This is a genomic window from Rheinheimera nanhaiensis E407-8, from assembly GCF_000296695.1.
Classification (GTDB): Bacteria; Pseudomonadota; Gammaproteobacteria; order Enterobacterales; family Alteromonadaceae; genus Alishewanella; species Alishewanella nanhaiensis.
On the sequence record NZ_BAFK01000005.1, the window covers coordinates 163756 to 186999 of the forward strand.

22 protein-coding genes are annotated in these 23244 nt (G+C 48.2%); 8 read left to right on the plus strand and 14 right to left on the minus strand.

The window, feature by feature from the left end; genetic code table 11:
• Positions 1-28: 28 nt before the first annotated feature.
• Complete coding sequence (locus RNAN_RS05930) at positions 29-1051, minus strand: hypothetical protein (RefSeq protein WP_008219812.1); 1023 nt, start codon at positions 1049-1051, stop codon at positions 29-31.
• Between the two features lie 80 nt (positions 1052-1131).
• Here RNAN_RS05930 and RNAN_RS05935 point away from each other — a divergent pair, with 80 nt between their 5' ends.
• The gene (locus RNAN_RS05935; RefSeq protein WP_008219813.1) at positions 1132-2058 is read left to right on the plus strand and encodes a hypothetical protein; all 927 of its coding nucleotides are present in this window, start codon (positions 1132-1134) and stop codon (positions 2056-2058) included.
• Between the two features lie 123 nt (positions 2059-2181).
• Here the strand turns inward: RNAN_RS05935 and RNAN_RS05940 are convergent, their stop codons facing one another.
• The 7 genes from RNAN_RS05940 to RNAN_RS05970 all read right to left on the minus strand — a co-directional run bounded on the left by RNAN_RS05940 (position 2182) and on the right by RNAN_RS05970 (position 8418).
• Positions 2182-2412 (minus strand): hypothetical protein, encoded by a 231-nt coding sequence (locus RNAN_RS05940; RefSeq protein ID WP_008219814.1) that lies wholly within the window; start codon positions 2410-2412, stop codon positions 2182-2184.
• Entirely contained in the window at positions 2412-2984 is a 573-nt protein-coding gene (locus RNAN_RS05945; RefSeq protein WP_008219815.1) for a DUF1240 domain-containing protein, read from the minus strand. Before RNAN_RS05945 ends, RNAN_RS05940 begins: the two co-directional genes overlap by 1 nt.
• A complete protein-coding gene (locus RNAN_RS05950) occupies positions 2984-3223 on the minus strand; it encodes a hypothetical protein (protein WP_008219816.1) in 240 nt (79 codons plus the stop codon). Before RNAN_RS05950 ends, RNAN_RS05945 begins: the two co-directional genes overlap by 1 nt.
• Entirely contained in the window at positions 3223-3732 is a 510-nt protein-coding gene (locus tag RNAN_RS05955) for a DUF1240 domain-containing protein (protein WP_237739896.1), read from the minus strand. Before RNAN_RS05955 ends, RNAN_RS05950 begins: the two co-directional genes overlap by 1 nt.
• Positions 3733-3794: 62 nt before the next feature.
• Complete coding sequence (locus RNAN_RS18640; RefSeq protein ID WP_008219818.1) at positions 3795-4736, minus strand: hypothetical protein; 942 nt, start codon at positions 4734-4736, stop codon at positions 3795-3797.
• Between the two features lie 209 nt (positions 4737-4945).
• Complete coding sequence (locus tag RNAN_RS05965; RefSeq protein ID WP_008219820.1) at positions 4946-7837, minus strand: DEAD/DEAH box helicase family protein; 2892 nt, start codon at positions 7835-7837, stop codon at positions 4946-4948.
• Positions 7834-8418, minus strand: a complete 585-nt coding sequence (locus RNAN_RS05970) for a class I SAM-dependent methyltransferase (protein ID WP_237739895.1) — start codon at positions 8416-8418, stop codon at positions 7834-7836. Before RNAN_RS05970 ends, RNAN_RS05965 begins: the two co-directional genes overlap by 4 nt.
• Positions 8419-8595: 177 nt before the next feature.
• Here RNAN_RS05970 and RNAN_RS05975 point away from each other — a divergent pair, with 177 nt between their 5' ends.
• From RNAN_RS05975 to RNAN_RS05985, 3 genes are all read left to right on the plus strand, one after another.
• On the plus strand, positions 8596-9033 hold the full coding sequence (locus RNAN_RS05975) for an OsmC family protein (RefSeq protein WP_008219824.1): 438 nt from the start codon (positions 8596-8598) through the stop codon (positions 9031-9033).
• A gap of 88 nt (positions 9034-9121) precedes the next feature.
• Positions 9122-9361, plus strand: a complete 240-nt coding sequence (locus RNAN_RS05980; protein ID WP_040551804.1) for a type II toxin-antitoxin system ParD family antitoxin — start codon at positions 9122-9124, stop codon at positions 9359-9361.
• Positions 9362-9364: 3 nt separating this feature from the next.
• The gene (locus RNAN_RS05985; protein WP_008219826.1) at positions 9365-9655 is read left to right on the plus strand and encodes a type II toxin-antitoxin system RelE/ParE family toxin; all 291 of its coding nucleotides are present in this window, start codon (positions 9365-9367) and stop codon (positions 9653-9655) included.
• 26 nt (positions 9656-9681) lie between these two features.
• On the opposite strand, the gene RNAN_RS05990 is transcribed toward RNAN_RS05985, so the two are convergent.
• On the minus strand, positions 9682-9987 hold the full coding sequence (locus tag RNAN_RS05990; RefSeq protein WP_008219828.1) for a helix-turn-helix domain-containing protein: 306 nt from the start codon (positions 9985-9987) through the stop codon (positions 9682-9684).
• A 239-nt stretch (positions 9988-10226) separates the two neighbouring features.
• A complete protein-coding gene (locus RNAN_RS05995; RefSeq protein ID WP_008219829.1) occupies positions 10227-10856 on the minus strand; it encodes a hypothetical protein in 630 nt (209 codons plus the stop codon).
• A gap of 234 nt (positions 10857-11090) precedes the next feature.
• Here RNAN_RS05995 and katG point away from each other — a divergent pair, with 234 nt between their 5' ends.
• A complete protein-coding gene (gene katG / locus RNAN_RS06000) occupies positions 11091-13271 on the plus strand; it encodes a catalase/peroxidase HPI (protein WP_008219833.1) in 2181 nt (726 codons plus the stop codon).
• A gap of 58 nt (positions 13272-13329) precedes the next feature.
• On the opposite strand, the gene RNAN_RS06005 is transcribed toward katG, so the two are convergent.
• The 3 genes from RNAN_RS06005 to RNAN_RS06015 all read right to left on the minus strand — a co-directional run bounded on the left by RNAN_RS06005 (position 13330) and on the right by RNAN_RS06015 (position 17977).
• On the minus strand, positions 13330-14217 hold the full coding sequence (locus RNAN_RS06005; protein ID WP_008219835.1) for a ribose-phosphate diphosphokinase: 888 nt from the start codon (positions 14215-14217) through the stop codon (positions 13330-13332).
• A gap of 30 nt (positions 14218-14247) precedes the next feature.
• A complete protein-coding gene (locus tag RNAN_RS06010) occupies positions 14248-15807 on the minus strand; it encodes a thymidine phosphorylase family protein (RefSeq protein WP_008219837.1) in 1560 nt (519 codons plus the stop codon).
• Positions 15808-15952: 145 nt separating this feature from the next.
• Complete coding sequence (locus tag RNAN_RS06015; RefSeq protein ID WP_008219840.1) at positions 15953-17977, minus strand: S9 family peptidase; 2025 nt, start codon at positions 17975-17977, stop codon at positions 15953-15955.
• A 177-nt stretch (positions 17978-18154) separates the two neighbouring features.
• On the opposite strand from RNAN_RS06015, the gene RNAN_RS06020 reads away from it, so the two are divergent.
• The 3 genes from RNAN_RS06020 to RNAN_RS06030 all read left to right on the plus strand — a co-directional run bounded on the left by RNAN_RS06020 (position 18155) and on the right by RNAN_RS06030 (position 22246).
• The gene (locus tag RNAN_RS06020) at positions 18155-19624 is read left to right on the plus strand and encodes a Fic family protein (protein WP_008219842.1); all 1470 of its coding nucleotides are present in this window, start codon (positions 18155-18157) and stop codon (positions 19622-19624) included.
• Between the two features lie 439 nt (positions 19625-20063).
• A complete protein-coding gene (locus tag RNAN_RS06025; RefSeq protein WP_008219843.1) occupies positions 20064-21299 on the plus strand; it encodes a site-specific integrase in 1236 nt (411 codons plus the stop codon).
• Positions 21300-21316: 17 nt separating this feature from the next.
• Positions 21317-22246, plus strand: a complete 930-nt coding sequence (locus RNAN_RS06030) for a hypothetical protein (protein WP_008219844.1) — start codon at positions 21317-21319, stop codon at positions 22244-22246.
• 23 nt (positions 22247-22269) lie between these two features.
• Here RNAN_RS06030 and RNAN_RS06035 read toward each other — a convergent pair whose 3' ends face one another.
• Positions 22270-23100 carry a hypothetical protein gene (locus RNAN_RS06035; protein WP_008219846.1) on the minus strand — a complete coding sequence of 277 codons (831 nt, stop codon included), beginning with the start codon at positions 23098-23100 and terminating at the stop codon, positions 22270-22272.
• Positions 23101-23244 lie beyond the last annotated feature (144 nt).

A 23244-nucleotide genomic window follows, 5' to 3' on the forward strand; every position in this document is an offset into this window, starting at 1 on the left:
TTTTACTGACAGTAACATATCTTGGCTTTTAATAAAGAAAGTGCAAACCGAGTAAAAGATAGCTGCTTTTCTCTGAATAGCGGTAAAGCTCCTCAAGATATCCATGGTGATAAGTAATTGTTACAGGTAAAGTAACACTGAAAACGTTCAGATTATAGTAATAACTTAGATCAAAAGTATTGCGCTTAAATGTATCAGCACCAAGTAACTGCCCGGTTCTGTAATTGAATCTTAGCTCATGCTTTGGACCACTCTGCTGAGGTGACCAGTAAAAAGAAAAAGTTAATTCACTACCCTGATAATCTTCAATTTTAGGGGAGGTCTCACCCATAACCCAGAACACGTTATCTTCAGCTTCACCGATAATATTTCTCAATTTAAACTGCATATTGTACTGATATGGGCACAAACGACAGTTAATTCCAGCTACGCTATACAAGCCACCAAACGCTATAAAATCAGAACTCCGACTAACACTTTCGGTAGCGAGCTCTAATGACCGAGTTCGGCTGATACCTTCAGATTCAGCATATTTTTCATAATATTGTACTGCCAGTGCTGACAGCGCATCATTGTCATCTACAGATTGACCATTTGATTCATGCTCCAGCGAAAAGCGCCATTCCCGCCAGCCATAATTAATCTTTGGGTTGGGCACATATACAAAATGAAGCCCGGGGTTAAAGCGTCGCCCCTCAACAGGTCCTGATGCCCTTGTCCCGTAAAAAAAATCGAACTCACCGGTGAAGGCAAAAAAAGCCGCCCAGTCAAAAGTTTTATTCCGTTCCGACTCATAAGGTGTCGTTAACAAATATCGTGCACTTATAGTGACATCCAAATGGCCATCCAACTTATCGCCCCGCCAATAATCAGCATAAACAACATTATTTTCATGTTGTTCAAATCGCCTGAATACTCTCTGCGTACGCCCAGTATCTTCCTTATGCTCCTTATCAACTGTCTCATCATCAAGAGGAAAAACAAGCGCTTTCTGCGGCGCAGCTAATATGGCGTGAGGCAAAAGCAAAAAAAGCACAATAAATAGCTTCATAAATTAAGCAAAATCAAAAATAAAGTATTTAATTAATAGCACATGAAAAAAGACAACATAAATTAATTTAGGGAATAAAAATGAAAAAACTATTGATATACACCTTGCTTATTAGCGCCTCACCGTACGCATTTAGCCAAACACCTTTATCAAGCCGACTATATCTTGATAGCCAGGATAACGTAATTAGGTACGAAGCCAATATACACAGTTATGGCCTCAAAGGAAAAAGCTCGGCCTCAGAGCTTTTGAGTACATTAGGGATAACTACAGCATGCACCAAAGACAAGTGCGCACAAGCCAGTGATAAAATTCCTCAGGGTTTTGGCAACCTGTCTTTGACATCCTTCAGTGGCGGAGCCGAAGCTCAAATTAACCTGATTCGATACAACCTGCATTATAGTGCACACGGTTACTTGCCCTTATATCTAATTGTTAACGCTAGTACTGATGCAAGCTTCAACTTAGACACACTGAATAATTCACTACTCGGAACTGATACTGGCTTGGTCAACTTTAAGATCGCAGATGATACTTATACTTTTAACCAAGATGATGGTCACGGCATATGTGACTTCAAAGGTAGTGGTAGTAGCGCAAATAACCTGCATGGTGGTTGCTATATCAATTTACAGGCAGGAGTTAAGTTATTAAATTATCAGAATGAACTTGAGGTCGATAAACGTATGGCCGCATTTTATTCAAGCGCTCAGTTCGCTTTTGAATTTCCAATTACAGAGTCAACTGAAATTAAGAAGGCAGGAAGGCTTGTAGGAACTTTAGGATTATCTGGGTATTATGCTAATACAGCGAAAGCCAGCTCACTGTTTCCTGAACTTGTTGAAAACGAAGACAAGCTGGATAAAGCATACGCATCCTTCGATGCGGGTTTTAATTTAGTCATAGATGAACAATTTTCAATTACTGCTAAATTTTCCCACCCATTAAACAACAAAGAGCTTTTGGACTCTGTGACGTCAGTTTCATTTACATGGGCGCCGAAATAAGGCTGAATAAATAATCCACTTGGTTAGGCTGTTCTGATCAATACAGCCTAAGCAACACCAGTAGTAGCTCCAGCCAATCTTGGCCAGCCGCTGCCGGTTATAAGCCGCCGCAATGTCACTTGACTACTCTGGGGTGTTTCGCTTATGTGCTTTATCAATAGCAATATCTTCAGCAATCGTTTTTTCCGGCATAACATCCGCCCAACTGCGCGGGCCGGCAATTAAGCCACTGCCAACATCGGCCAGCTCTTCTGGGATTTCGGTGGTAAATAATTCATCAGACCATTTTTGCGCCCTGGCCAACAGCCAGGCTTCAAACTCTGGTGTACCGGGTTCTGGTTTGTGCTCAGTCATTACTGATAACGCTGTTTATATTGTGCAATTAATAACTCAATTTTCGCTATCACTTCATCATTGGAAGGTTTTGCCCCGGCTGCTTGCTGCTCGTCAAACCAATCCAGTAGATCTCCCCTGACTAAATAAGATAACGGGTGGCAGTACTCTTCATTTGATACCCATACGTCATTCGCATGTAAAGCTGCTCCTGTTAACTCTGCGCAATAACTAAAGCCATGCTGCTGCAAATAGCCGGGCAGAACAAAGCCAAATGCTACTCGTGCAAGCAAGGCTAAACCAAGCAACCACAGTGATAACTTTACGCCGAACTTGAAATGCTTCTCTTGTAGGGTTGAAAAATGCCGTGCTAACAAAGCATAAGTAATCATTAAAAATATTGGTAACGCGAAAAGTCCCGGCAAACCATACATTGAGATCCGAAAGTAAAACTGGCGCTGTTCGATATACATAATTTGCTCTATGGAGTCGAAAGCCATCCAGCAGTAACCTGCAGTCATAGCCAACATCACGAAAGACAAAAATACTGCCAGGCCTTTTTTACGCTCAAAATCCTCAGTCTGCTGCGGCACTACTTCACTACTTTAAGGTGTTTTCGCTTATGCGCCTTATCAATAGCAATATCTTCAGCGATGGTTTTTTCCGGCATGATGTCTTTCCAACTGCCCGGGCCAGCCATTATGCCACTATCAACGTGCGCTAAATCTTCCGGTATTTCGACAGTAAAAATTCTGTCAGCTCGCTTTTTGGCCCTGTCTAACAACCATTGTTCAAATTCCGGCGTGCCGGGTTCTGGTCTGCTCTCCGTCATTACTGATACCGCTGTTTATGCTCTGCAATAAATAATTCAATCTGCGCGGCTACTTCATCGGTAGAAGGTTTGGCTCCAGCAGCTTGCTGTTCATCAAACCACTCCAGCACTTCAACGTTAACTAAATAGGATAATTCATGGCAGTATTGCGGCTGACGCACCCACACCTGCGAAGCAAAAGGCGATGGATTCTCAAGCTTGCTGCATTGGGTAAAACCATTCGCAGCGACATAATTGGGTAACCAAAAACCCAACACGATGCGAATCATAAAAGCCAAGGCCAGCAATACCAGCGACACCCTCACCCACAATGCAAAATGCTGCGCTGGCAAGTTGCCGAAATGCCGCCGCAGCATAATGTAGATTGACATCAATAAAATGGGCGTGGCAATTAACCCCGGGATAACCATCATGGAGACTCTTAAGTAAAACGCTTGCTTATCTAAATTGACAAGTTGTTGTAAAAACTCAGTAGCAAAAAAGACGTAGCCTGCTGTCATCGCCAGCATCACAAATGACAATAATACTGCAAGCCCTTTTTTACGTTCAAAGTCTGCGCTCTGCTGTGGCATTACTGTAGACTCCATTTCGGAACAGCAAATAACTCATGTAAAAATGTTAATGTATCTTCGTTCCATTGAGTTTTCAGCCTTTTTGACTTCATTTCCGCTCTCATAATGTCACTTTCAATTTGATTCTGAGCATCTGATAGCATCTGTGAAATATGACGCCCAAGTTGTACATGCTCATCAATTAGCAAAAACAGAGTTGTTGCGAGTGCGCCAACGGCCAATACGATTAAAAGTGGTCCAACAATTAAAGTTGCGGAGCCGCCCGCAATTATGGACAAAAAACCCAGAGCAATCGCCGAGGCTGCCCCGGCATAAATAACATCTGCCGCTACACCGCCGACGAAGTCGTGCCAGGTTTTCTGATCATTCAGCAGCTGGTCAACCGCATGAAAGCCAACCGATAACACTAATGACAACACAAAACCGCCTTTAATCGCCTTCGCAGCATCCATTTTACCAATCCCCATAGACACCACTTTAGGATGGCTTGCCAAATAGCGGGTACCAGTTAGATGCTGTCTCAGTGCTGGATAGCCTTTAATAATTACATAAGTGCGGCCATGGTAAGTTTTAATCTGGTATTTCGTTAGTAAATTGCCGCTTTTACTTAAATCTTTCGCCAACACGGCCAGTGCAGCAGCATCTGCAGTTACCGGAATTGCGGACATGAACATTTTAACCCGCTCATTATACCGCTCCCATAACTGCCCTAGCGCTGGGTTTTGAAGCGCTAGTTGCTTCATCCAGGCATTTATTTCAGCCTGTTGCATACCTTGCTGGCGTTTAATATTTACCGCCAGCTCAAAAAATTCGGTTTCATTCATCACAAACAGTGTGTGTGAATTGGCTGCCAATGCCTTGGCTAAGGCTTCTTTTTGCTGGTTTTGCTGCGCTTGCATGCGAATTTGGTTTGTGCGCTGAATATCGTGAAGGGTTTTCATAGGGCTGCCTCATCCGTGAAAAGCAGAAAGATAACATAATTTACATTTTCAAAACAATTAAGCACTGCGACTGTGAAGCTTTTAAATAAAGACTAACAGCGGTAGTATCAGAAAGCTTTCGCATGGTTATGGCTAAGTAAATGACTGATAAAAAGCAAGAAACCGAAAACTGGCTTAGCAGTAAAGAAGCGAAAAAGGTGTTGAAGGTATCACTGAATTTCTGTTACATCTTGCGGTGCAATTATAGCTTTTAACCTTGCAAAGGTGCGCATAGTGTCATTGGCTGCTAAGTCGCCATAATCCGGGTTATTTGCTTTAAGCAGGTAAACACCATGCCCCTGCTTTTTCACTACCCTTAGCAAGTATTCAGCATCTCCGACATCGTCCAGGCGCTCAATGGCCATAACATTATTCGAGATTGAACCTGCATTTACAGGTGTAACCCACTCCAGTAACAACAAATCACCATCTGCTATAGGCTGCTTTCCACCGTTCATGGAGTTACCTTTTGCTGGCGCAATAAAATGTTGTATGGGGTTTAAATGGCCATAATGCTCTGGCAGTTTCAGCATTTTTACATCATCCGGCATACCCCTACCGAAATGACCACAGGCAATTTTAAGCGCTGGATAAAACGGCAAAACATTGGTCACGTTCTGTTGTTGACGATCCAATTCGCTCGAGACTTCCGCAGGAGCTGGCGTGCGCAAGGTATATTGCAGCAAGCGCAAATCAATTAGCTCATGGCTTAACTCTGTCAGTAAGGCAACATCATCTGGATTAACTTTAAAGTTGGCACTAAACCGCTCTTCGCTCAGCACAAACCAGGCTTTTGCCGCATGCTTATCTTGTTTGGCGTAAAAATGTATCGGGTTTTTACACCAATATTGATGCCATTTTACGCTAGCTTCCTTTTGGTGTTGCAGCTCCGCTGGTACGTCTTTTTCAACCAGATCTGGCCTGCGCTGGATAATTTGCCAACTCAGTGCTGACAACTCTTCAGTATTAACCGCAGCATTAAAACCATCTAACTGCAGAAAAGCTCGCAGCAAAACCATTTTGAAACACTTAGCCATAGCCGTAGTTTCAATGCCGTCGAGCAACCAATCACCATAACGTTGCACTAAACCGGCCAAGTCTTGATCCTGCGTGTGCTCTGCTACCAACTGAAACCAGCTGCCATGTTGCTTACGCACTTTAAGCAGATCATATCCGGCTAAAGCAAACTCGGCAGCGGTTGGGCGGCGACCAATTTCAGCTGTCAGCTGGGCAAAATCTTCTGCTGCTGTGTTTTTAACTTTGCGTACCAGTTGCTGCCAAAACTCAACAATTTGCGGCGCAAAATTTATGTAGCAGCCCGGTGCTATTATCGGTTTCTCTGTAATGTTACGACTGATATTTTTAATGCCGCTGGTATTAAATAATGCAGCGGGTTTGTTTAAAAACGATTGATGATTACCGATAAAATCAACAACCACCAGATGATGCTTATCCAGCCCATCTGCGCGGCGCAAGCCCCTACCTAATTGCTGCAAGAATAAGATTTTTGACTCGGTTGGTCTAAGCATTAACACCGTGTCTATTGAGGGTAAATCTGTTCCTTCATTGAATAAGTCGACAGAAAACAATACCTGAATGACTGCGTTATCCAATTGCTCAAGGGCTTCATTGCGACGCAAAGCACTCCCCTGATAAACCGCAGCCGCTTTCACCCCCTGCTGGGTAAAATAGCCTGCCATGTAATCGGCATGCTTGCGTGACACGCAAAACGCCAATGTCCGGTGTTGTTTGTGCTTATTCCAGTGTTCAAAAATATGCTTTGCCCGCTGGCGGGTGGCAAAAGCAGCATCCAGTGCTGTGGCATCAAATTTACCGCTACGCCAGGGAATTTCCTGATAATCGACAAACTGATCGTAAACACCAAAGTAATGAAACGGCACCAAAATGCCACTTTCAATACCATGCACCAGGTTACGCTCGAACACTAAGTTGTTATCACACAACGCCAGAATATCCGCCTGATCACTGCGCTCAGGGGTCGCGGTTAAGCCCAGTAAAAAGTTCGGTTTAAAGTGGTTTAACACCTGATGATAGCTGGGGCTGCCAGCATGATGAAATTCATCAATTACTATGTAATCAAAGTGATCTGTAGCGAATAACTGTAAATGCTCTTTTTTACTTAATGTTTGAATGGATGCAAAAACCATGTCTGCAGTTGCAGCTTTTTCGCCACTGAAATATAAACCGCTGCTCTTTAACGGGTTTAAGCGGGCAAAACTTTGCTGTGCCTGCAGCAGAATTTCCTCGCGGTGTGCAACAAAAAGTATTTTCTGTGCGTTAATTTGTCTTGCGTCGAAAGCCGCCAGCCAGGTTTTACCCATGCCGGTAGCCAATACAACTAATCCACGTTTATAACCTTGCTGACGACTAAGTTGTAGCGCTGCCAAGGCATCCTGTTGGGCCGGGTTAGGTGTGATGACGGCCTCTTGTTCAAGCTCTGCGCCAACCAACTGCAAACGTTGCTGTCGATTTTGCTGATAGCGCTTAAGATAGTCGGCCAGAACCTGCTCGGTCAGTGGGACGCTCTGTTTATGAGTAAAAATACTGACAAACTGGCGGCGAATATCAGTGAACTGACAATTAGCCTCGGCAGCGACAAAATCATGCCGCAAGGTCCATTCATGCGAAGTTAACAGGGCGGTGCGGCTGATGTTATTTGAACCGACATAAGCGCAACCTTGCTCTGTTGTCCCGTTTTGACATTTGACAAAAATATAAGCCTTCATATGAAAGGCAGTGTTGGCACCACAGCAAAACAACCTGATGGCTGCGCCGCGCTCTGAGAGTAATAACAGTTGGCGTAACGCTTCCGGCGCGGTAATTTGCAAATAATCCGACGTCAGAATTTTGATGCTGGCACCGGCTGCAAGCGCATCTGTAAGTGCCGGTAACAATAAATGTATGCCTGAGGTTTGAATAAAAGACACGCTTATTTCAATCTCAGAAGCATGATTAATGGCATAGATTAACTTTGGCAGCAAAGGATCAACCGCACCGCCAGTGGTGAGAATATTCCCCTGATACAAGGTTGTTGCCGTCAAACCCGTGCCTCCAGTAACGCATTAAGCCATTGCTCTTGTTTGCGGCCCGGCCTGGCATCAGCTGTGACCCAGTACTCTGCTATTTTTAGACGGGTATCTGATAAAACAACACCTAAGCGGTCAGCCGTCATTTGGGTAAAACAGCGGCCATCACGCTGCACTTCACCTGAACCTAACTTAAAAGAGCAATAAAGAACACCACGCGACTTTAGTAGTGAACCAAGGTGATTAAATGTTACAGCAAGCTCAGCTTCCGCGATGTGCAACAAAGATGCACAAGCCCAGATCCCATCGAAATGGATATCGGACTGATAAGACAGAAACGTACTAAGACGTACATCAAGCCCGGTTAACTCACGGGCTAAACGCACCATTTCCGTACTGGCATCAAATGCACAAACAGTAAAACCCTTGGCCAGAAAGAAACGGCTATCGCGTCCCGTGCCACACCCCGCATCTAAGATAACGCCATCGGGCGGCAGTTTTGGTAAAAAACGGGCATAAAGCGCTGACATGTCGACATTAGTCGTGTCTGCGGCAAATTGGCTGGCATTAAGGTTATAAAACTCGACTGACATCATTAGCGCCTTACTTAATTGGCGATTGTTGTACCAATAACCAGCAGCTGCATCAATAAAAATGTATATCTCTGCAAGTTATAAATCGGCATAGCTCCTATCCCATCTTTGATCCAGCGCACAACAGCACTATGCTTAGCCCTGTAAATTAGCACCAACTAATTAAACAAGGATAACCCAATGAGCAACCTGAAAACCGTTTCTGTAACCGCCAATATGGCCGAGGGCTTTGCCATAAATAGCGTAATTGATGGCCACACTGTGCAAATTGACCAGCCGGTGGCGGCTAAGGGCACGGGCACCGGGCCGACGCCGCTGCAAATGCTGTTACTTGCTATTGGCGGTTGCATTGGCACCATTGGCCGTATTGCAGCCTTTCAGCAAAAAATTACCCTGCGCGGTATGCAGGTAAAGGTAGAGGGCGATTACAACCCGGCCGGTTTGCTGGGCAAGCCGACTGATGACCGGGTGGGTTTTACGCAAATTCGCATTAGCGCAGTAATAGATGCCGATTTAACCGACGAGCAAAAAGCGCAGTTTTTAGACGAGGTATGCCAGCGCTGCCCGCTGCATGACAATTTAAGCCACACCAGCGAGGTAGTGCATAGTTTGGCATAAAGCTGATAGATATCAATTTGAGCAGCAAACTTGACAAAGTTTGCCATAACAGCACAATTAGCTTAATTGCAGTAACAGAGACAAGCTAATGGCAACCATGAACGTATCGCTACCCGATGGCATGAAGCATTGGGTGGAGCAACAAGCACAAACTGGCCGTTACAGCAACGCCAGTGATTATGTACGTGACCTGATACGACGCGATCAGGAGCGGACCGCCAAAGTCGCCCACCTACAACAGCTGGTTGATGAAGGCATTACTAGTGGCCGGGGGAAGCGCACTATGGCAGAACTTGAAGCCGCAGCGCTGGCCAAACTAGCGCAATAACGCATGGCTTATATTCTCAGCCATAAAGCTGAAGAAGATATTATCGCTATTTTTGTTGCCGGTGCAGAGCAGTTTGGCTTGCTGCAGGCGCAGCGTTACCACCAGCAATTAACCACTACTTTTGAGTTTTTGGCTGACAACCCACTAGCTGCGCCGGTACGAGAAGAACTTACCCCTTCTGTTCGTTTACACCCTGTCGGTTCACACCTGGTTATTTACCAACTTGAAGCTGACAACAGTATTTTTATTATTCGCGTGAGGCACGCGCATGAAGATTGGTTAAACAATAGCTAGCGGCTTAATTGCTAAAGCGCCTTCGACTAAGGCTTGTTAGCCTGCACCCGTTCAGACATAGTTTGCACCCGATTGGTCAACACCCTGGTGGTTAAGGCTAAACCGCCGGGGCGCAGCAGCCGTTCAATAATTGATAAACGTGGGTCGGTATTGCCTTTTTCAACTTCGCGCAGGGTTTTCTCTGACACCTTGCACAGCCTGGCGTAATCAGCCTGGGTTAGCTGATACAATCGGGTACGAATAGCGTAAATAGCCTGCCCTAGCGTTATTTCAGCGCGGTTTAACTTATCGCAAATATCTGCAATAACGTCGCTTTGATTAAGTTGGCTCATAACAACTGCATCCGTTTTAGTTTGGTTTCAAGCTGGGCAAAGCCAATCGCCGGGAAAAGACTTGCAACAGCATTAACACCCTCCAGAGCTATATACGGTAGTTTAACTCCGTTTAAATAGCATATAACAGTAGTTTGTTACCGTTAAATAGTCAAAAAGGCAAACTTAACGGCAGTTTATTACCGCAAGCAGTCATTAATGAGTACAAGTCGACATAGCTACCACGCGTATAATTTGGCTTAATCGTTAACCGCTAAGGGTTTAATCACAAAAGCTCTGGCGCCTAAATCGAGCGCCAGTGCGCGCAGTTCGCTTTGTTGTGCCACCGACGCATAGGCAAAACAGCTTACCTGCAGGCCAGCGTCGCCGGCGGTGTGAATAAACTGGCAGACTTCGCTAAAACCAAACCGGGTGGGCTTAACGGCCTGTTGATAAGCCGGTGGGTTGCTGGCTGGCAGGTACACTTCTAACCGCTCTACTTCCAGTTCAAGCAGCTGCTGACAAATTGCCGGGGCCTGCTGCGCGTCCACCAAACCATAGGTTAGCAACGTTATCGGCACGCCATGGCGTTTGGCCTTAAAGGCCGGTAGAAACGCAGCTAACACATCTAAATGCAGCAGTGGGTCGCCAATACCGGCGATAGCCAGGCCCTGTAATTCAAATTCTGTCGCCGCCTGCTGCTCATAACCTTGCTGATAAGCCAGCTCGGCGGCATCGAGTAACTGCTGTGGTGTGGGTGCGGGCGTTAATTGGCTGACTAAAGCACTGCGCCCAGAGCGCTGCAATAACGATTGCGCAGCGGGAAGATTACTGCCGCAGTGCAACGTAAGGCGCTGCGGGTCAAAGTAGTGTGTGAGTGGTGCTGTCATAATGCCTCCTGCGGTCCTCTCCTCATAATGCCGCAGTGTAGCCTGTGCGGCCAACTAAACCTGCAGCAATTCGCTGTGTCAAAACCTGGTGAGCACAGCCTGCATCGATAAAACCGATTAAACCAACCGCTAAAACTCGCTGTCGTAACCTGAGTTCGCCGTCTATAGTTTGATGCAACCCAAGCAGGTACAAGCTGTATCGCCTGTGCTAAATCAACGACCAAGGAGCACGCAATGGACAACAACACTGCCGGTAAATGCCCGGTAATGCACGGTGGCAACACCTCTGCTGCCAAAACGGAAAAAACCTGGTGGCCAAATAGCCTGAACCTCGACATTCTGCACCAGCACGACAGCAAAACTAACCCGTTGGGCCAGGATTTTAACTACGCGCAAGCCTTTAAAAAACTGGATTTAGCCGCCGTTAAACAAGATTTAAAAGCGCTGATGACCGACAGCCAAAGCTGGTGGCCGGCCGACTGGGGCCATTATGGTGGCTTGTTTATCCGTATGGCCTGGCACAGCGCCGGCACTTACCGTATTGCCGATGGCCGTGGTGGTGGCGGCACCGGTAACCAGCGGTTTGCGCCGCTAAACAGCTGGCCGGATAACGGCAACCTGGACAAAGCGCGCCGGCTGCTGTGGCCGATTAAGCAAAAATACGGCAATAGCCTGTCGTGGGCCGATTTAATGATTTTGGCCGGCAATATGGCCTATGAGTCTATGGGCTTGAAAACCTTTGGCTTTGCCGGTGGCCGTGCCGATATCTGGCATCCGGAAAAAGACATTTACTGGGGCTCGGAAAAACAGTGGCTGGCGCCCAGCGGCAGTGAAGGCAGCCGCTACAGTGGTGAGCGCGATTTAGAAAACCCGTTAGCTGCAGTGATGATGGGCTTAATTTATGTGAACCCCGAAGGCGTAGACGGCAAACCCGACCCGCTTAAAACCGCCCATGATGTGCGCATTACCTTTGCCCGTATGGCAATGAATGACGAAGAAACGGTGGCGCTAACGGCCGGCGGCCACACTGTGGGTAAAGCGCACGGTAACGGCAAAGCAGAAAACCTGGGGCCAGAGCCGGAAGCGGCTGATGTGCATGAGCAGGGCCTGGGCTGGAACAACCACAAAGGCCGTGGCATTGGCCGTGATGCGGTAACCAGCGGTATTGAAGGCGCCTGGACCACCCACCCGACTAAGTGGGATAACGGTTACTTTAAAATGCTGTTGGAACACGACTGGGAGCTGAAAAAAAGCCCGGCCGGCGCCTGGCAGTGGCAGCCGGTAAGCATTAAAGAGGAAGATAAACCGGTCGATGTCGAAGATCCGTCGCAGCGCACTGTGCCTATTATGACCGACGCCGACATGGCGATGAAGATGGACCCGGCGTACCGCAAAATTTCTGAGAAATTTTATCAGGATCCGACCTATTTCTCTGAAGTGTTCGCCCGCGCCTGGTTTAAATTAACCCACCGCGATTTAGGGCCGAAAAGCCGCTATTTGGGGCCAGATGTGCCAAAAGAAGACTTAATTTGGCAAGACCCTATTCCTAAAGGCAACTATGACTTAACAGCAGCCGATATCAGTGCGTTAAAAGATAAGTTACTGCAAAGCGGCTTAAGCCAGAGCGAGCTGATTGCCACTGCCTGGGACAGCGCCCGTACCTTTCGCGGCTCGGACTACCGCGGTGGCGCCAACGGCGCGCGCATTCGCTTAGCACCGCTTAACCAGTGGCAAGCCAACGAGCCAGCACGTTTAGCCAAGGTGCTAAAGGTGTTAGAAGGCATTAAAGCCAGCTTTAGTAAGCCGGTCAGTATGGCTGATTTAATTGTGCTGGGCGGCAGTGCAGCGGTTGAACAAGCCGCTAAAGCAGCAGGCGTTAATATTAGCGTGCCCTTTGCGCCCGGCCGCGGCGATGCCAGCGCCGAGCAAACCGATGCCGAGTCGTTTGCCGTCCTGGAGCCGCTGCACGATGCCTACCGTAACTTCCTGAAACAGGATTATGCGGTACAGCCAGAAGAGCTGATGCTGGATAAAACCCAGCTGCTGGGCCTAACCGCGCCAGAGATGACCGTGCTGATTGGCGGTATGCGCGTGCTGGATACCAATTACGGCGGCAGCAAACACGGTGTCTTTACCGATAAACCCGGTGTGCTAACGAATGACTTTTTCGTTAACTTAACCGACATGCGCTACAGCTGGCAGCCCGCCGGCAAAAACCTGTATAACATTGTCGAGCGTAACACCGGCAACACTAAATGGACGGCAACCCGGGTCGACTTAGTGTTTGGCTCCAACTCGATACTGCGCTCGTATGCCGAAGTGTATGCCCAGCACGATAACAAACAAAAGTTTGTGCAGGACTTTGTTAAGGCTTGGGTAAAAGTGATGAACGCCGACCGTTTTGATCTGGCTTAAGGCATAATAAGGTAACAAGCCCCGTCTGTTCAGGCGGGGCTTTTTTATAGCAATGATTTTATAGTAATGGCTTCAGCGCTTTGGCCAGCACCGGCGCCATGCTGATGGCATTACTGGGGTGGGCAATGCAGTCGGTGCTCCAGATGCGGTTGACCCCAGCGTGTTTTATCAGCGCTAAGGCGTCACCGGCAAATAAGGCATGGGTCACGGCGACATCGACCGAGGCGGCGCCAGCGCCGAGCAATAACTTAGCCGCTTCAGCCAGAGTATGGCCGGAGCTGGCGACATCGTCCATCAGCACCACATTTTTGCCGCCAACGCTGACATCAGGCAGCTGAATGTGCACCTGTTTATCGCCGCTGCGCACCTTAGTGCATACCGCATAATCACAACCTATTTGTGCGCCAGCCAGCGCTACCCACTGTTCAGACTCAGCATCTGGGCCTATTAACAGGGGCTGCTGACACTCTCGGGCGATAAGCTCGGCTAAACGGGGCGCACCGCTCAGCGCTATCGCCACACCGCTGACAATGGCTTCGCTTAAGTGATTAATGCGGTGCAGGTGCGGATCGACAGTCAGCACGCCATCAAATAATTCGGCTAAAAACCGGCCGATAATTTTTTGGCTGACAATTTCGCCCGGGTTAAACGCGATATCCTGGCGCATATAGGCCAGATAAGGTGCCACCAGCCAGATTTTATTAATGCTCAGCGCCCGGGCATGGCGGGCAATTAACAACAGCTCGATCAGTTTCTCGTTCGGATCATTAAGGCTGCGGTACAGCACCAGTTGCGTTGGCACAGTAGCGCTAAATGGCAGCGTTAGCTTTAACTCCTGATCGGGAAATCGGTGCTGCTGATACAGTGACAGCGGCAAGCCAGCCGCGTCGGCCAGGCGCCGGGCGCCCACTTGCTCGTCGGCACTGGCTAATAACATTACAGACATCGAAGGGCTCCCGTCAGTATTCAACAAACGCTAATATTCAACAAACAGTGGCTGCAGCGCCTCGGCCGGGCCTATGCTGTAACCGCTGCTGCGCTCACAGGCCTGGCGGGCAAACGCCAGCTCGGTCGGAAAAGCCGCGTACACCTTGTACAGCAGCTGGCCTTGCGTAACCTGCTCGCCCAGTTTTACCATTAAATCTACCCCCGAGCCTTTGGCGCGCGGCGCCCCGGCCGAGCGGGCAATGCGCGCCAGCTGCACGTTATCAATAGCGATAACGGTACCACTTGCTGCCGCGCAAATATCAAAACTGAGCTTAGACAGCGGCGGCGCGTCCGGATCGAAGTCTTTTTTGCCCTGGGCGGCAATAATATCCTGCATTTTGCTAAGCGCCCGGCCCGAGTCGAGAATATCCCGCGCGATGGCAAAGCCATCACCGCCGCGCACGTCGGGGGCAAACTCTAACATGCGGCCGGCCAAACGCAGCGCTTTTTGGCGTAAATCATCCGGTGCCTGCGCATGGTTTTGCAGCACCTGCATTACATCGCGCGCCTCCAGCGCCGGGCCTATGCCGCGGCCAATTGGCTGGCGGCCGTCGGTGATCACCACATCTATGGTAATGCCCATACGTTTGGCGACAAACTCAAATAACTTGCGCAGCTTTTGCGCCTCGGGCATCGAGCGTACCTTAGCAGTGGGGCCAAGCGGAATATCCAGCAGTAAATGGGTAGAGCCGGCGGCAACCTTTTTCGACAAAATCGACGCCACCATCTGCCCCGGCGAGTCTATCGATAACGGCCGCTCGACTGAGATCAGCACATCATCGGCCGGTGATAAATCGCTGCTGCCGCCCCAGGCCAGACAGCCACGGTGGCGGTGCACTATGTCGGTCAGTAGCGCAAACGGCATATCGACATTGGCCAACAGCTCCATAGTGTCGGCGGTGCCGGCCGGCGAGGTAATGGCGCGGGACGAGGTTTTCGGGCACAGCATGCCGTGCGCCGCCACTATCGGCACCACCAGCATCGAGGTACGGTTGCCGGGTATGCCGCCAATGCAGTGCTTGTCTACCACCGGGTGTTCGTGCCAGTCCAGATGGCGGCCGACTTTGCTCATGGCATCGCTTAAAAAGAACACCTCTTCGCGGTCGAGCTCGCCCTGATTACAGGCCACGACAAAAGCAGTCAGTTCTATTTTCGAATAGCGGTGGTTGGCAATGTCCTGCACGATACGCTGAAAGTCGTCGGCGTTTAGCCGCTCGCCGGCAATTTTGCGATGCAGCGCCGGAATAGAGCGTGCCGGCTCGGCCGGCGACACGGTAACGGCACTGCCATCGGCCACGCCCAGCATGGCAAAGGCTTCTTCTGATAACCCCAGCTGTTGGCAGCCAACGATGCTGGTGTCATCCACCACGTTTAAACTGGCTAAAATACGCTTGCCGTTGGCCTGCACCTCAATTTTTGCCAGCGCCTGAAAGCCTTCCGCGCGGTAAATGTCGCAGTCACGGTGTAAATAGGCAACGTTTTCGCGGTAGGTGTCTATGCCAACCCGCTTTAACGTCAATTGCATGGTTTTATTGCTGCTTTTGCTCATCACCGCCAGCCTTAATGGCGCAACATAGCTGTAATCTAACGGCCAATGCCAATACTGCCAAGCGATTTACCGCTTAATTGCGACGGCTTTGCGCTGGCGCAAAAAAACGCCGGGCAGGGCCGGCGTTATGTTGGGCTAAAACGGCTTAGCGGGCGCCGGGCTCGGCGAATTTGCTCATCCAGTCTTTAACCTGGTTATACCAATAGATGGAGTTGTTCGGCTTTAAGATCCAGTGGTTTTCATCCGGGAAGTAAATCATCCGCGACTCGATACCGCGCGTTTGCAGGGTACGGAACAGCTCAAAACCCTGGCCCACCGGTACGCGGTAATCCAGCTGACCGTGAATTACCAGCGTAGGCGTGTTGAACTTATCGGCATGGTAATGCGGCGAAATGCTGTTATAAATGTCCGGGTTCTGCCAGAAACCACCAAAACGGGTAGAATGCACGGCAAAATCCGCCGCCATTTGTGAGTACATGTTATACACCGCCGCATGAATAAGCAGCGCTTTATACGGGTGCTCGGTGCCCAGCAGCACTGAGGTTAAATAGCCGCCGTAACTGGCGCCACCGGCCACCATACGGCCGGTGTCTATCCAGCTTTGCTGTTCAAACCATTTGGTGGCGGCCTGAATATCGGCCAGCGGCTTGGTGCGCCAGTCGGGGTTAATTGCATCGGCAAAGTCCTGGCCAAAACCGCTGGAACCGTGAAAGTTTGGCCAGGCGGTAACATAACCCCAGGAGGCAAAGGTTTGCGCATTCCAGCGGTAGCTAAAGCTGTCGCCAATGGCGTTATGCGGGCCGCCATGAATTAGCATAAACAGCGGGTATTTTTTGCTCTTATCAAAGCCCGGCGGGTAATGCACCCACATTTGAATATCAGCACCGTCTGCCCCTTTATAGGTGACCGACTCATAGCTGCCCAGCTTGGCTTGGGCTAACACCTCGTCATTGAAGGTATCCAAGCGGCGGGTTTTGCCGTTTTTGCTGTCGACCAACACCAGGCGCGCCGGGTACATAAAGCTGTCGTTGGTGGCCACCAACTGGTTTTTCGCTGCCAGCGCTGGCTTACCAAAGCTGGTGGCTTGGCTAATAGCCCGCGGCTTGCCGCTTTTGGCATCTATGTAATACAACCGGCGCACGGCCGCATCGTCAATGCTGGCATAAAAGCCTTTACCATCTGCCGCCCAGACAAAGCTGTTAACTGAGCGGTCCCAGTTCGTGGTCAGCTCACGCTGTTTTTTCGCCGCCATGTCATACAGCTGCAAACGGGCGGTATCAGCATAAAAGCCGGGGATGCGTTGGCTGCCAAAGGCCAGGGTTTTGCCATCGGGGCTAAAGCTGGGGTTAAAATCTGCCGCCGGGTTGGCATTGGTAAGGTTATCGGCTTTATCGCTACCGATGCGGGCGATGAAAATATCAATATTCGGGTCTACCCGGTTGCTACTGCCATTGGCGCTAAAGGCAACATACTGCTCTTTGGCATCAATGTCGTAATCCTCACTGCCCTGCGTTTCGCGCGGTAGCTCCAGCCCCAGCGGCTGGGTGACCGGCTGCACGTCGCCACCGGTTGCCGCTATGCGAAACAGCTGCGCCTGGCGGTTTTCGTCTATCCAGTGGTCAAAGTATGCATAAGGCAGCGCATTCCATTGTTTGGCCGACATTTTATTGTCTTTCTCGGCTTTAATATGCGAGGCCATCTCATCCCAGCTTTTCTCCGGCCAGATGCGGCTGATAAAGTACAGATGCTGGCCCACCCATTTAATACCATAGACGCCGGTGGGCACCTCGGTTAAGCGCTGCGCTTCGCCCGGTTTATCCATAGGCAGCAGGTAAATCTGGCCGGCATCGTCTTTATCGCGCTGGCTAATAAAGGCCAGGGTATTACCATCGGGCGAAAACACCGGCTCGCTGGCACGCAGGCCTTCCGCCGTTAACGGCGTTTGCTGTTTACCATCGGCGCTAAACAGCCACAGCCGGGTATGGCCTTTGTCGGCTTTAACATCAAATTTTGTCACCGGCGCCACAATAAAGCGGCCATCATTTGAGGTAACCGGCTGGCCAATCCGCTCAAGCTGCCATAGCCGCTCAACACTGAGGCTGCTGTCGTCCTGCGCCAGCGCCGCAAAGGGCAGCCAGCACAGCACCAGCAAAAGGTGCAGTTTTTTCATCGGGATAACTCCGTTGTTATTGTTTAGGTACCGGCAAAATACTAGCACAGGCGACAGACAACGCAGCAGGCAAGCGTCAGGTGGCGGGGAATTTGCTGTGAATAAAAAACAGCTGTGAAGGTTGGGTTTATGGCGCCCTTCCATCAGATCCGAAGTATTTTAATTACTACTGGCTAAATGGCGCAGTTTAGACAAAACTGCGCCAAAAACGCCATGAAAAATGGCGCAGTTCAAAAAACTGCGCCATACTGGTGCCAAATTATCAACTGTCTCTGTGCCAATATGCCGACAAGCAAGGATCAATTACAAAGCAGTATCCAGTTAGCCGTAAATGGTTTAACACTTACTGAGTTGCTTAACCAGCATCCCGCACTGACTAGACGGACAGTGCAACGCTATATTGCTGACTTACTCAAAGAGGGACGCATTACTGCAAAGGGAAATGGTCGGGCAAGGCGCTATTATGTAGAAGTGCTGAGTCGTAACAACGAGCCCTGGGATAAAGATCGTTTCCCAGCGTTTGTTCCGCTATCAGCTGATAGTCTGGATATTCTGGCTTATATTGACCAACCGACAGAGGCTCGCGTCCCAGTGGGTTATCAACGCGAATTCCTCGATGCTTATCAACCGAACAAAAACAGCTATTTATCCGCATCATTGCGCCGGCAATTGCATCAGATCGGTAAAACAACAGCGCAAAAACAACCGGTCGGCACATACAGTAGGGCTATTCTGAACCGGTTATTGATCGATCTGTCGTGGGCATCCAGTCACCTTGAAGGCAACACCTATTCACGACTAGACACTCTGGAACTTATTGAGCATGGCAAAGCAGCCCCCGGAAAAGCAGCACTTGAAACACAGATGATTCTAAACCACAAAACAGCTATTGAGCTATTGGTAGAGAATATTGATACCGCCGAGCTGAACCGATTCACATTGATGAATTTGCACAGTGCTCTCGCTGAAAACTTGTTACCCAACCCTGCTGATGAAGGGCGGATCAGGCAGCACGCCGTGGATATTGGTAAAAGTAAATACCGTCCCATTTCGACACCACAATTACTTGAACAGCAATTTGAAGTAATGCTGAGTAAAGCGAACCAAATCACAGACCCGTTTGAGCAATCATTTTTTATGATGGTGCATCTGCCCTATCTGCAGCCATTTGCAGACATCAACAAACGTACATCCCGTCTGGCGGCTAATTTACCGCTGTTTCGCGCTAACTTGTGCCCACTCACGTTCCTGGATGTGCCTGAGCAAGCTTATAGCAGAGCCATCTTAGGGGTATACGAAATGACGAGAGTAGAATTGCTTCGCGACCTCTACGTGTGGGCATATGAACGCTCAGTACAAGAATACCTGGCGATAAGACAAGAACTGGCAGAACCTGATCCGCTCAGGCTTGCATGGCGCGACCTAATCAAAAAAACCATCCATCAAGTTGTCACTAACCCCAAGGTTGAAGCCCTTACAATCATCGACCAGCAAGCCGACTTAGAGGTACCGGAGTTACAGCGCCCGGCGGTAAAAGCGCTTATCGTTGAAGAATTGCGTCGTTTACATGAAGGCGTTCTGGCACGTTATGGACTTCGCCCTTCAGAGTTTGCATCGTGGAAAGCGGCTCAAGCCAACAAAGATTAGCTACTAAAAGAATAATCGGAGTGCATAAACAAAAAAACCACCCTACGGTGGTTATTTTGTTTGTGGCGCACCCGATAGGATTACTCGGGCTGTCCTGCCCTCGCCCTAACGGGCCAGCGGAGCTGTTCCAAATCGTTCCTGACGATTTGGTCGAACCTAACGGTTCGCCTCCTTCGGGGACTATAAACGCAAAAACCGCCGAAATGGCGGTTTTGACGTTTATGGCGCACCCGATAGGATTCGAACCTATAACCTCTGCCTCCGGAGCGTGATTTTAATGCAACCAGCATGAACACTGATGCACAAGCCAACACCAAGATAAACACATAACTTATTGATATAAAACAACTATAAAATTCACCACTGTTCTTCAGTGTTCATTCAGTTTCGTGGCCGCACAATGATTTTGCTATAAATATGCTATAAATAGGAAATCGCTATGGCGGTGAAGGCAAAAATCAGCCAGACAAGCATCAAGAATTTGAGGCCAGAAGACAAGCGCATTAATGATACCGAGATTGCCGGTTTTCATGCGCTGATCGCTGCCAGCGGCAAAATAACCTATTACCTATACTACCGGCATGATGGCAAACAGGCCAATATTAAGCTTGGTGTAGACGGCCAGATTACCCCCGCTATTGCCCGAGACCTTGCCAAGGAAAAAGCCGGTGAAGTAGCCAAAGGCACTGACGTTCAGGAAGTGAAAAAGCAGGTAAAGCAAGCCAAGAAAAAAGAAGCCTTATCTACCCTGAGCAAGTTTATCGAAACCAAGTTTGAACCTTGGCTATTTTCGCAAAACCCGAAAACCGCCAAAGCCCGCGCCGATGTATTAAAAACCAGTTTTGCTCACCTGATGGATTACCAGTTAAGTGACATAAAACCGCACCTGATAGAGCAATGGCGTATAGAGCGCAAAGCTAAAGGCAATAAAAACGCCAGTATCAATCGCCAAGTGACCAACCTGAAAAGTTGCCTCAGCCGTGCAGTTGAATGGGAAGTGATAGAAAAGCATGAACTGAACAAATTAAAGCCGCTGCCAGAAGATAATTCCAAAGTGCGGTATTTATCCAAAGATGAAGAAGCCCGACTTCGCAGCGCCATGCGTGAACGTGACGAGCGCATCAAGCAAGAACGCGACAACGGCAACCAGCACCGCACCGAACGCAATTATGAGTTACTGCCTAGCTTGCGCGATAACACCTTTGCTGATCATTTAGAACCCATCGTCTTACTGGCAATGAATACCGGCATGCGCCGAGGCGAAATACTAAGCCTGCGCTGGGACGATATCAGCTTTGAAACTAAAACCCTGACGGTACAGTTTGCCAATGCCAAATCCGGCAAAACCAGACACATACCACTTAATGGTGAAGCCTTTCGCACCCTGAAAAGCTGGCAAGCGGATACTGACAACAGCGGCATTGTATTTAAAGGTTCAACCGGCAAAGCCATGACCGACATTGGCAAAGCTTGGGACAAACTGCTGGCCGATGCCGGCATTACCAATTTCAGATTTCACGACCTGCGCCATCATTTTGCCAGCAAGCTGGTAATGGCCAGCGTCGATTTAAACACAGTGCGCGAATTGCTCGGGCATAGCGATTTAGCCATGACTTTGCGTTACGCCCACTTAGCACCAGAACATAAAGCCGCAGCGGTAAACCTGATCGGTTAATTTATAAGGACATAACGATGATAGAAAAAGAGTATTACCGGCTGGATGAGCTGGCGCCGCTTGGCGTGACTGAAGGCACAGTGCGCTATTTTGTCGAGCAAAATAAACTAACCCCAGTGTTCTTCAGACAAGCAACTGATTATTTATTGGGTGGCTATATTGATAACAAGTTTCACGGCTTTGCTGTAGCGAATTATCGTGGATTGGTGTCACTGCCCAAATACCGTTTATCTGAGCTTTTGAAAAAAGGTAAGACTCGGAGCAATACCCTTAATTTGATTCAAAGAAATAATATCGTCGTTAAATCTGCAGATTACCCTTTCACTATCACCTACCCAAACGACTATTTAGAGTCTTGGCTAAACTACAATCCGGTTAAATCAGATTGGCTCTCTGTTCCAGCAAAGTTCTACCCCACTGAGCAAGCGAGTGGCTGGTCAATTATGGCAGATCTCTTAAAATCACTTAGCGATAACGAGGAACAAAAAGCCGCATTTGATAAAACCTATTCAGTAGGTAAACCCACAAAAGTATTATCCTCTTATGGTGTTGAGTTCAGCTTGAAAGACCTCTGTGTGCAGCACCAAGATCTGGTTAGACTTGGCGTTATTTCTGTCTCAGACACACCTAAAATTCATGCATTAAACAATGCATCTGAAAGCACTGAAGAACTTCTGCGATTTAGTAACGATTTCGAAGAACTGGTAAGCAGAATACTAGTTGTCCACCCAACATTCTCGGCTAAAAAAATATTCAGATTACTTTGCGCAGAAAGCAAACTCGAAGAAGATACCAGAACGTTTGACACAGAAAACATTCTCCTTGACGAAGTTGATGGCAAACTAATTTGGAGAGACAAGTTTAAGCGCACAGCCAATAAAGAGAGAAGTATTAGCCTTCGTTATTTCAGCAACATGCTTAAAGGTATTAAAGAAAAGGTTAATTAACCTTTCTGATGGCTCTCCATGAGTTATTTTTTTCTGAGTCTTTTTTGGTGTAGAAATCTTTTATTTTGCTTTGGATTTGATGGTTCGTTGCTGTGATAGGTCAGTAAGTCTCTGATTAAATATTGCACTGCAGGTAAATTTAAACTTTTCCTACCATTATAAGCTCGTTCAAAGCGCAATAGGGATTGAACAAAAAATTTGAACATTAAAGATAAGGCAAATAAAGTCAGGCCAGTGAAAGCAACAAAAATAAGATAGTAAAAACCTAACTCCGTCCATGTTGGCTCTCTATAAAACTCGAAAACAGTTTCTAAACTTGCTTCATCCCTGACAGAGAGGACAATGACGGCTGAAGCTAGGAAAATTAACATTGTAATAATTCTTGGTCTTGCGTCTTTGTGATAGACCCATTCCGCTAGTGAAGAAACCGAAAATGAAAATGGCTTAGGATGCTTGCTAAACAAAGACAGCATCTCATCAAACTTCTTAGCCTCGCTTAAGAACTCATTCTGCTGACACTTTAGAATCGACTTTAACTTTGAGATTTTTACTTGTTCTACGGTTTCTAACATCGCCCCCTGCTTGCGGTTAAAGGCTTCTACAGTCGATTTGTTTTTATAATTTATCAGGGCTCGGTAAAACGCTAAAAATGACACTTCAGTTACTACGAGGCCAATGAGTTTTGTCAAAGTGGGGATGCTGGTCAAATTCAAGCTCACCAAACCGAAATACCCAATAAATAAAACGCAAGATATCAAAGTGCCAATCACTCGCCAGTTCATAGGACTAACATGTACGAACAAACCGGAAAACTCGGAATAGTATCGGTTAGCTTGCTCAAACCACTTCACCATGAAAACACCCTAAATCACCTAATTGGTTGAAAACGTTAAATTCACAGAATATTAATCCGGCAAAACAGGTACATACAACTTAAAAATCACAAAAAGCGTCACATTTTCACCAAATCAAACACAGCCCTTTCGGTGTACCAGATT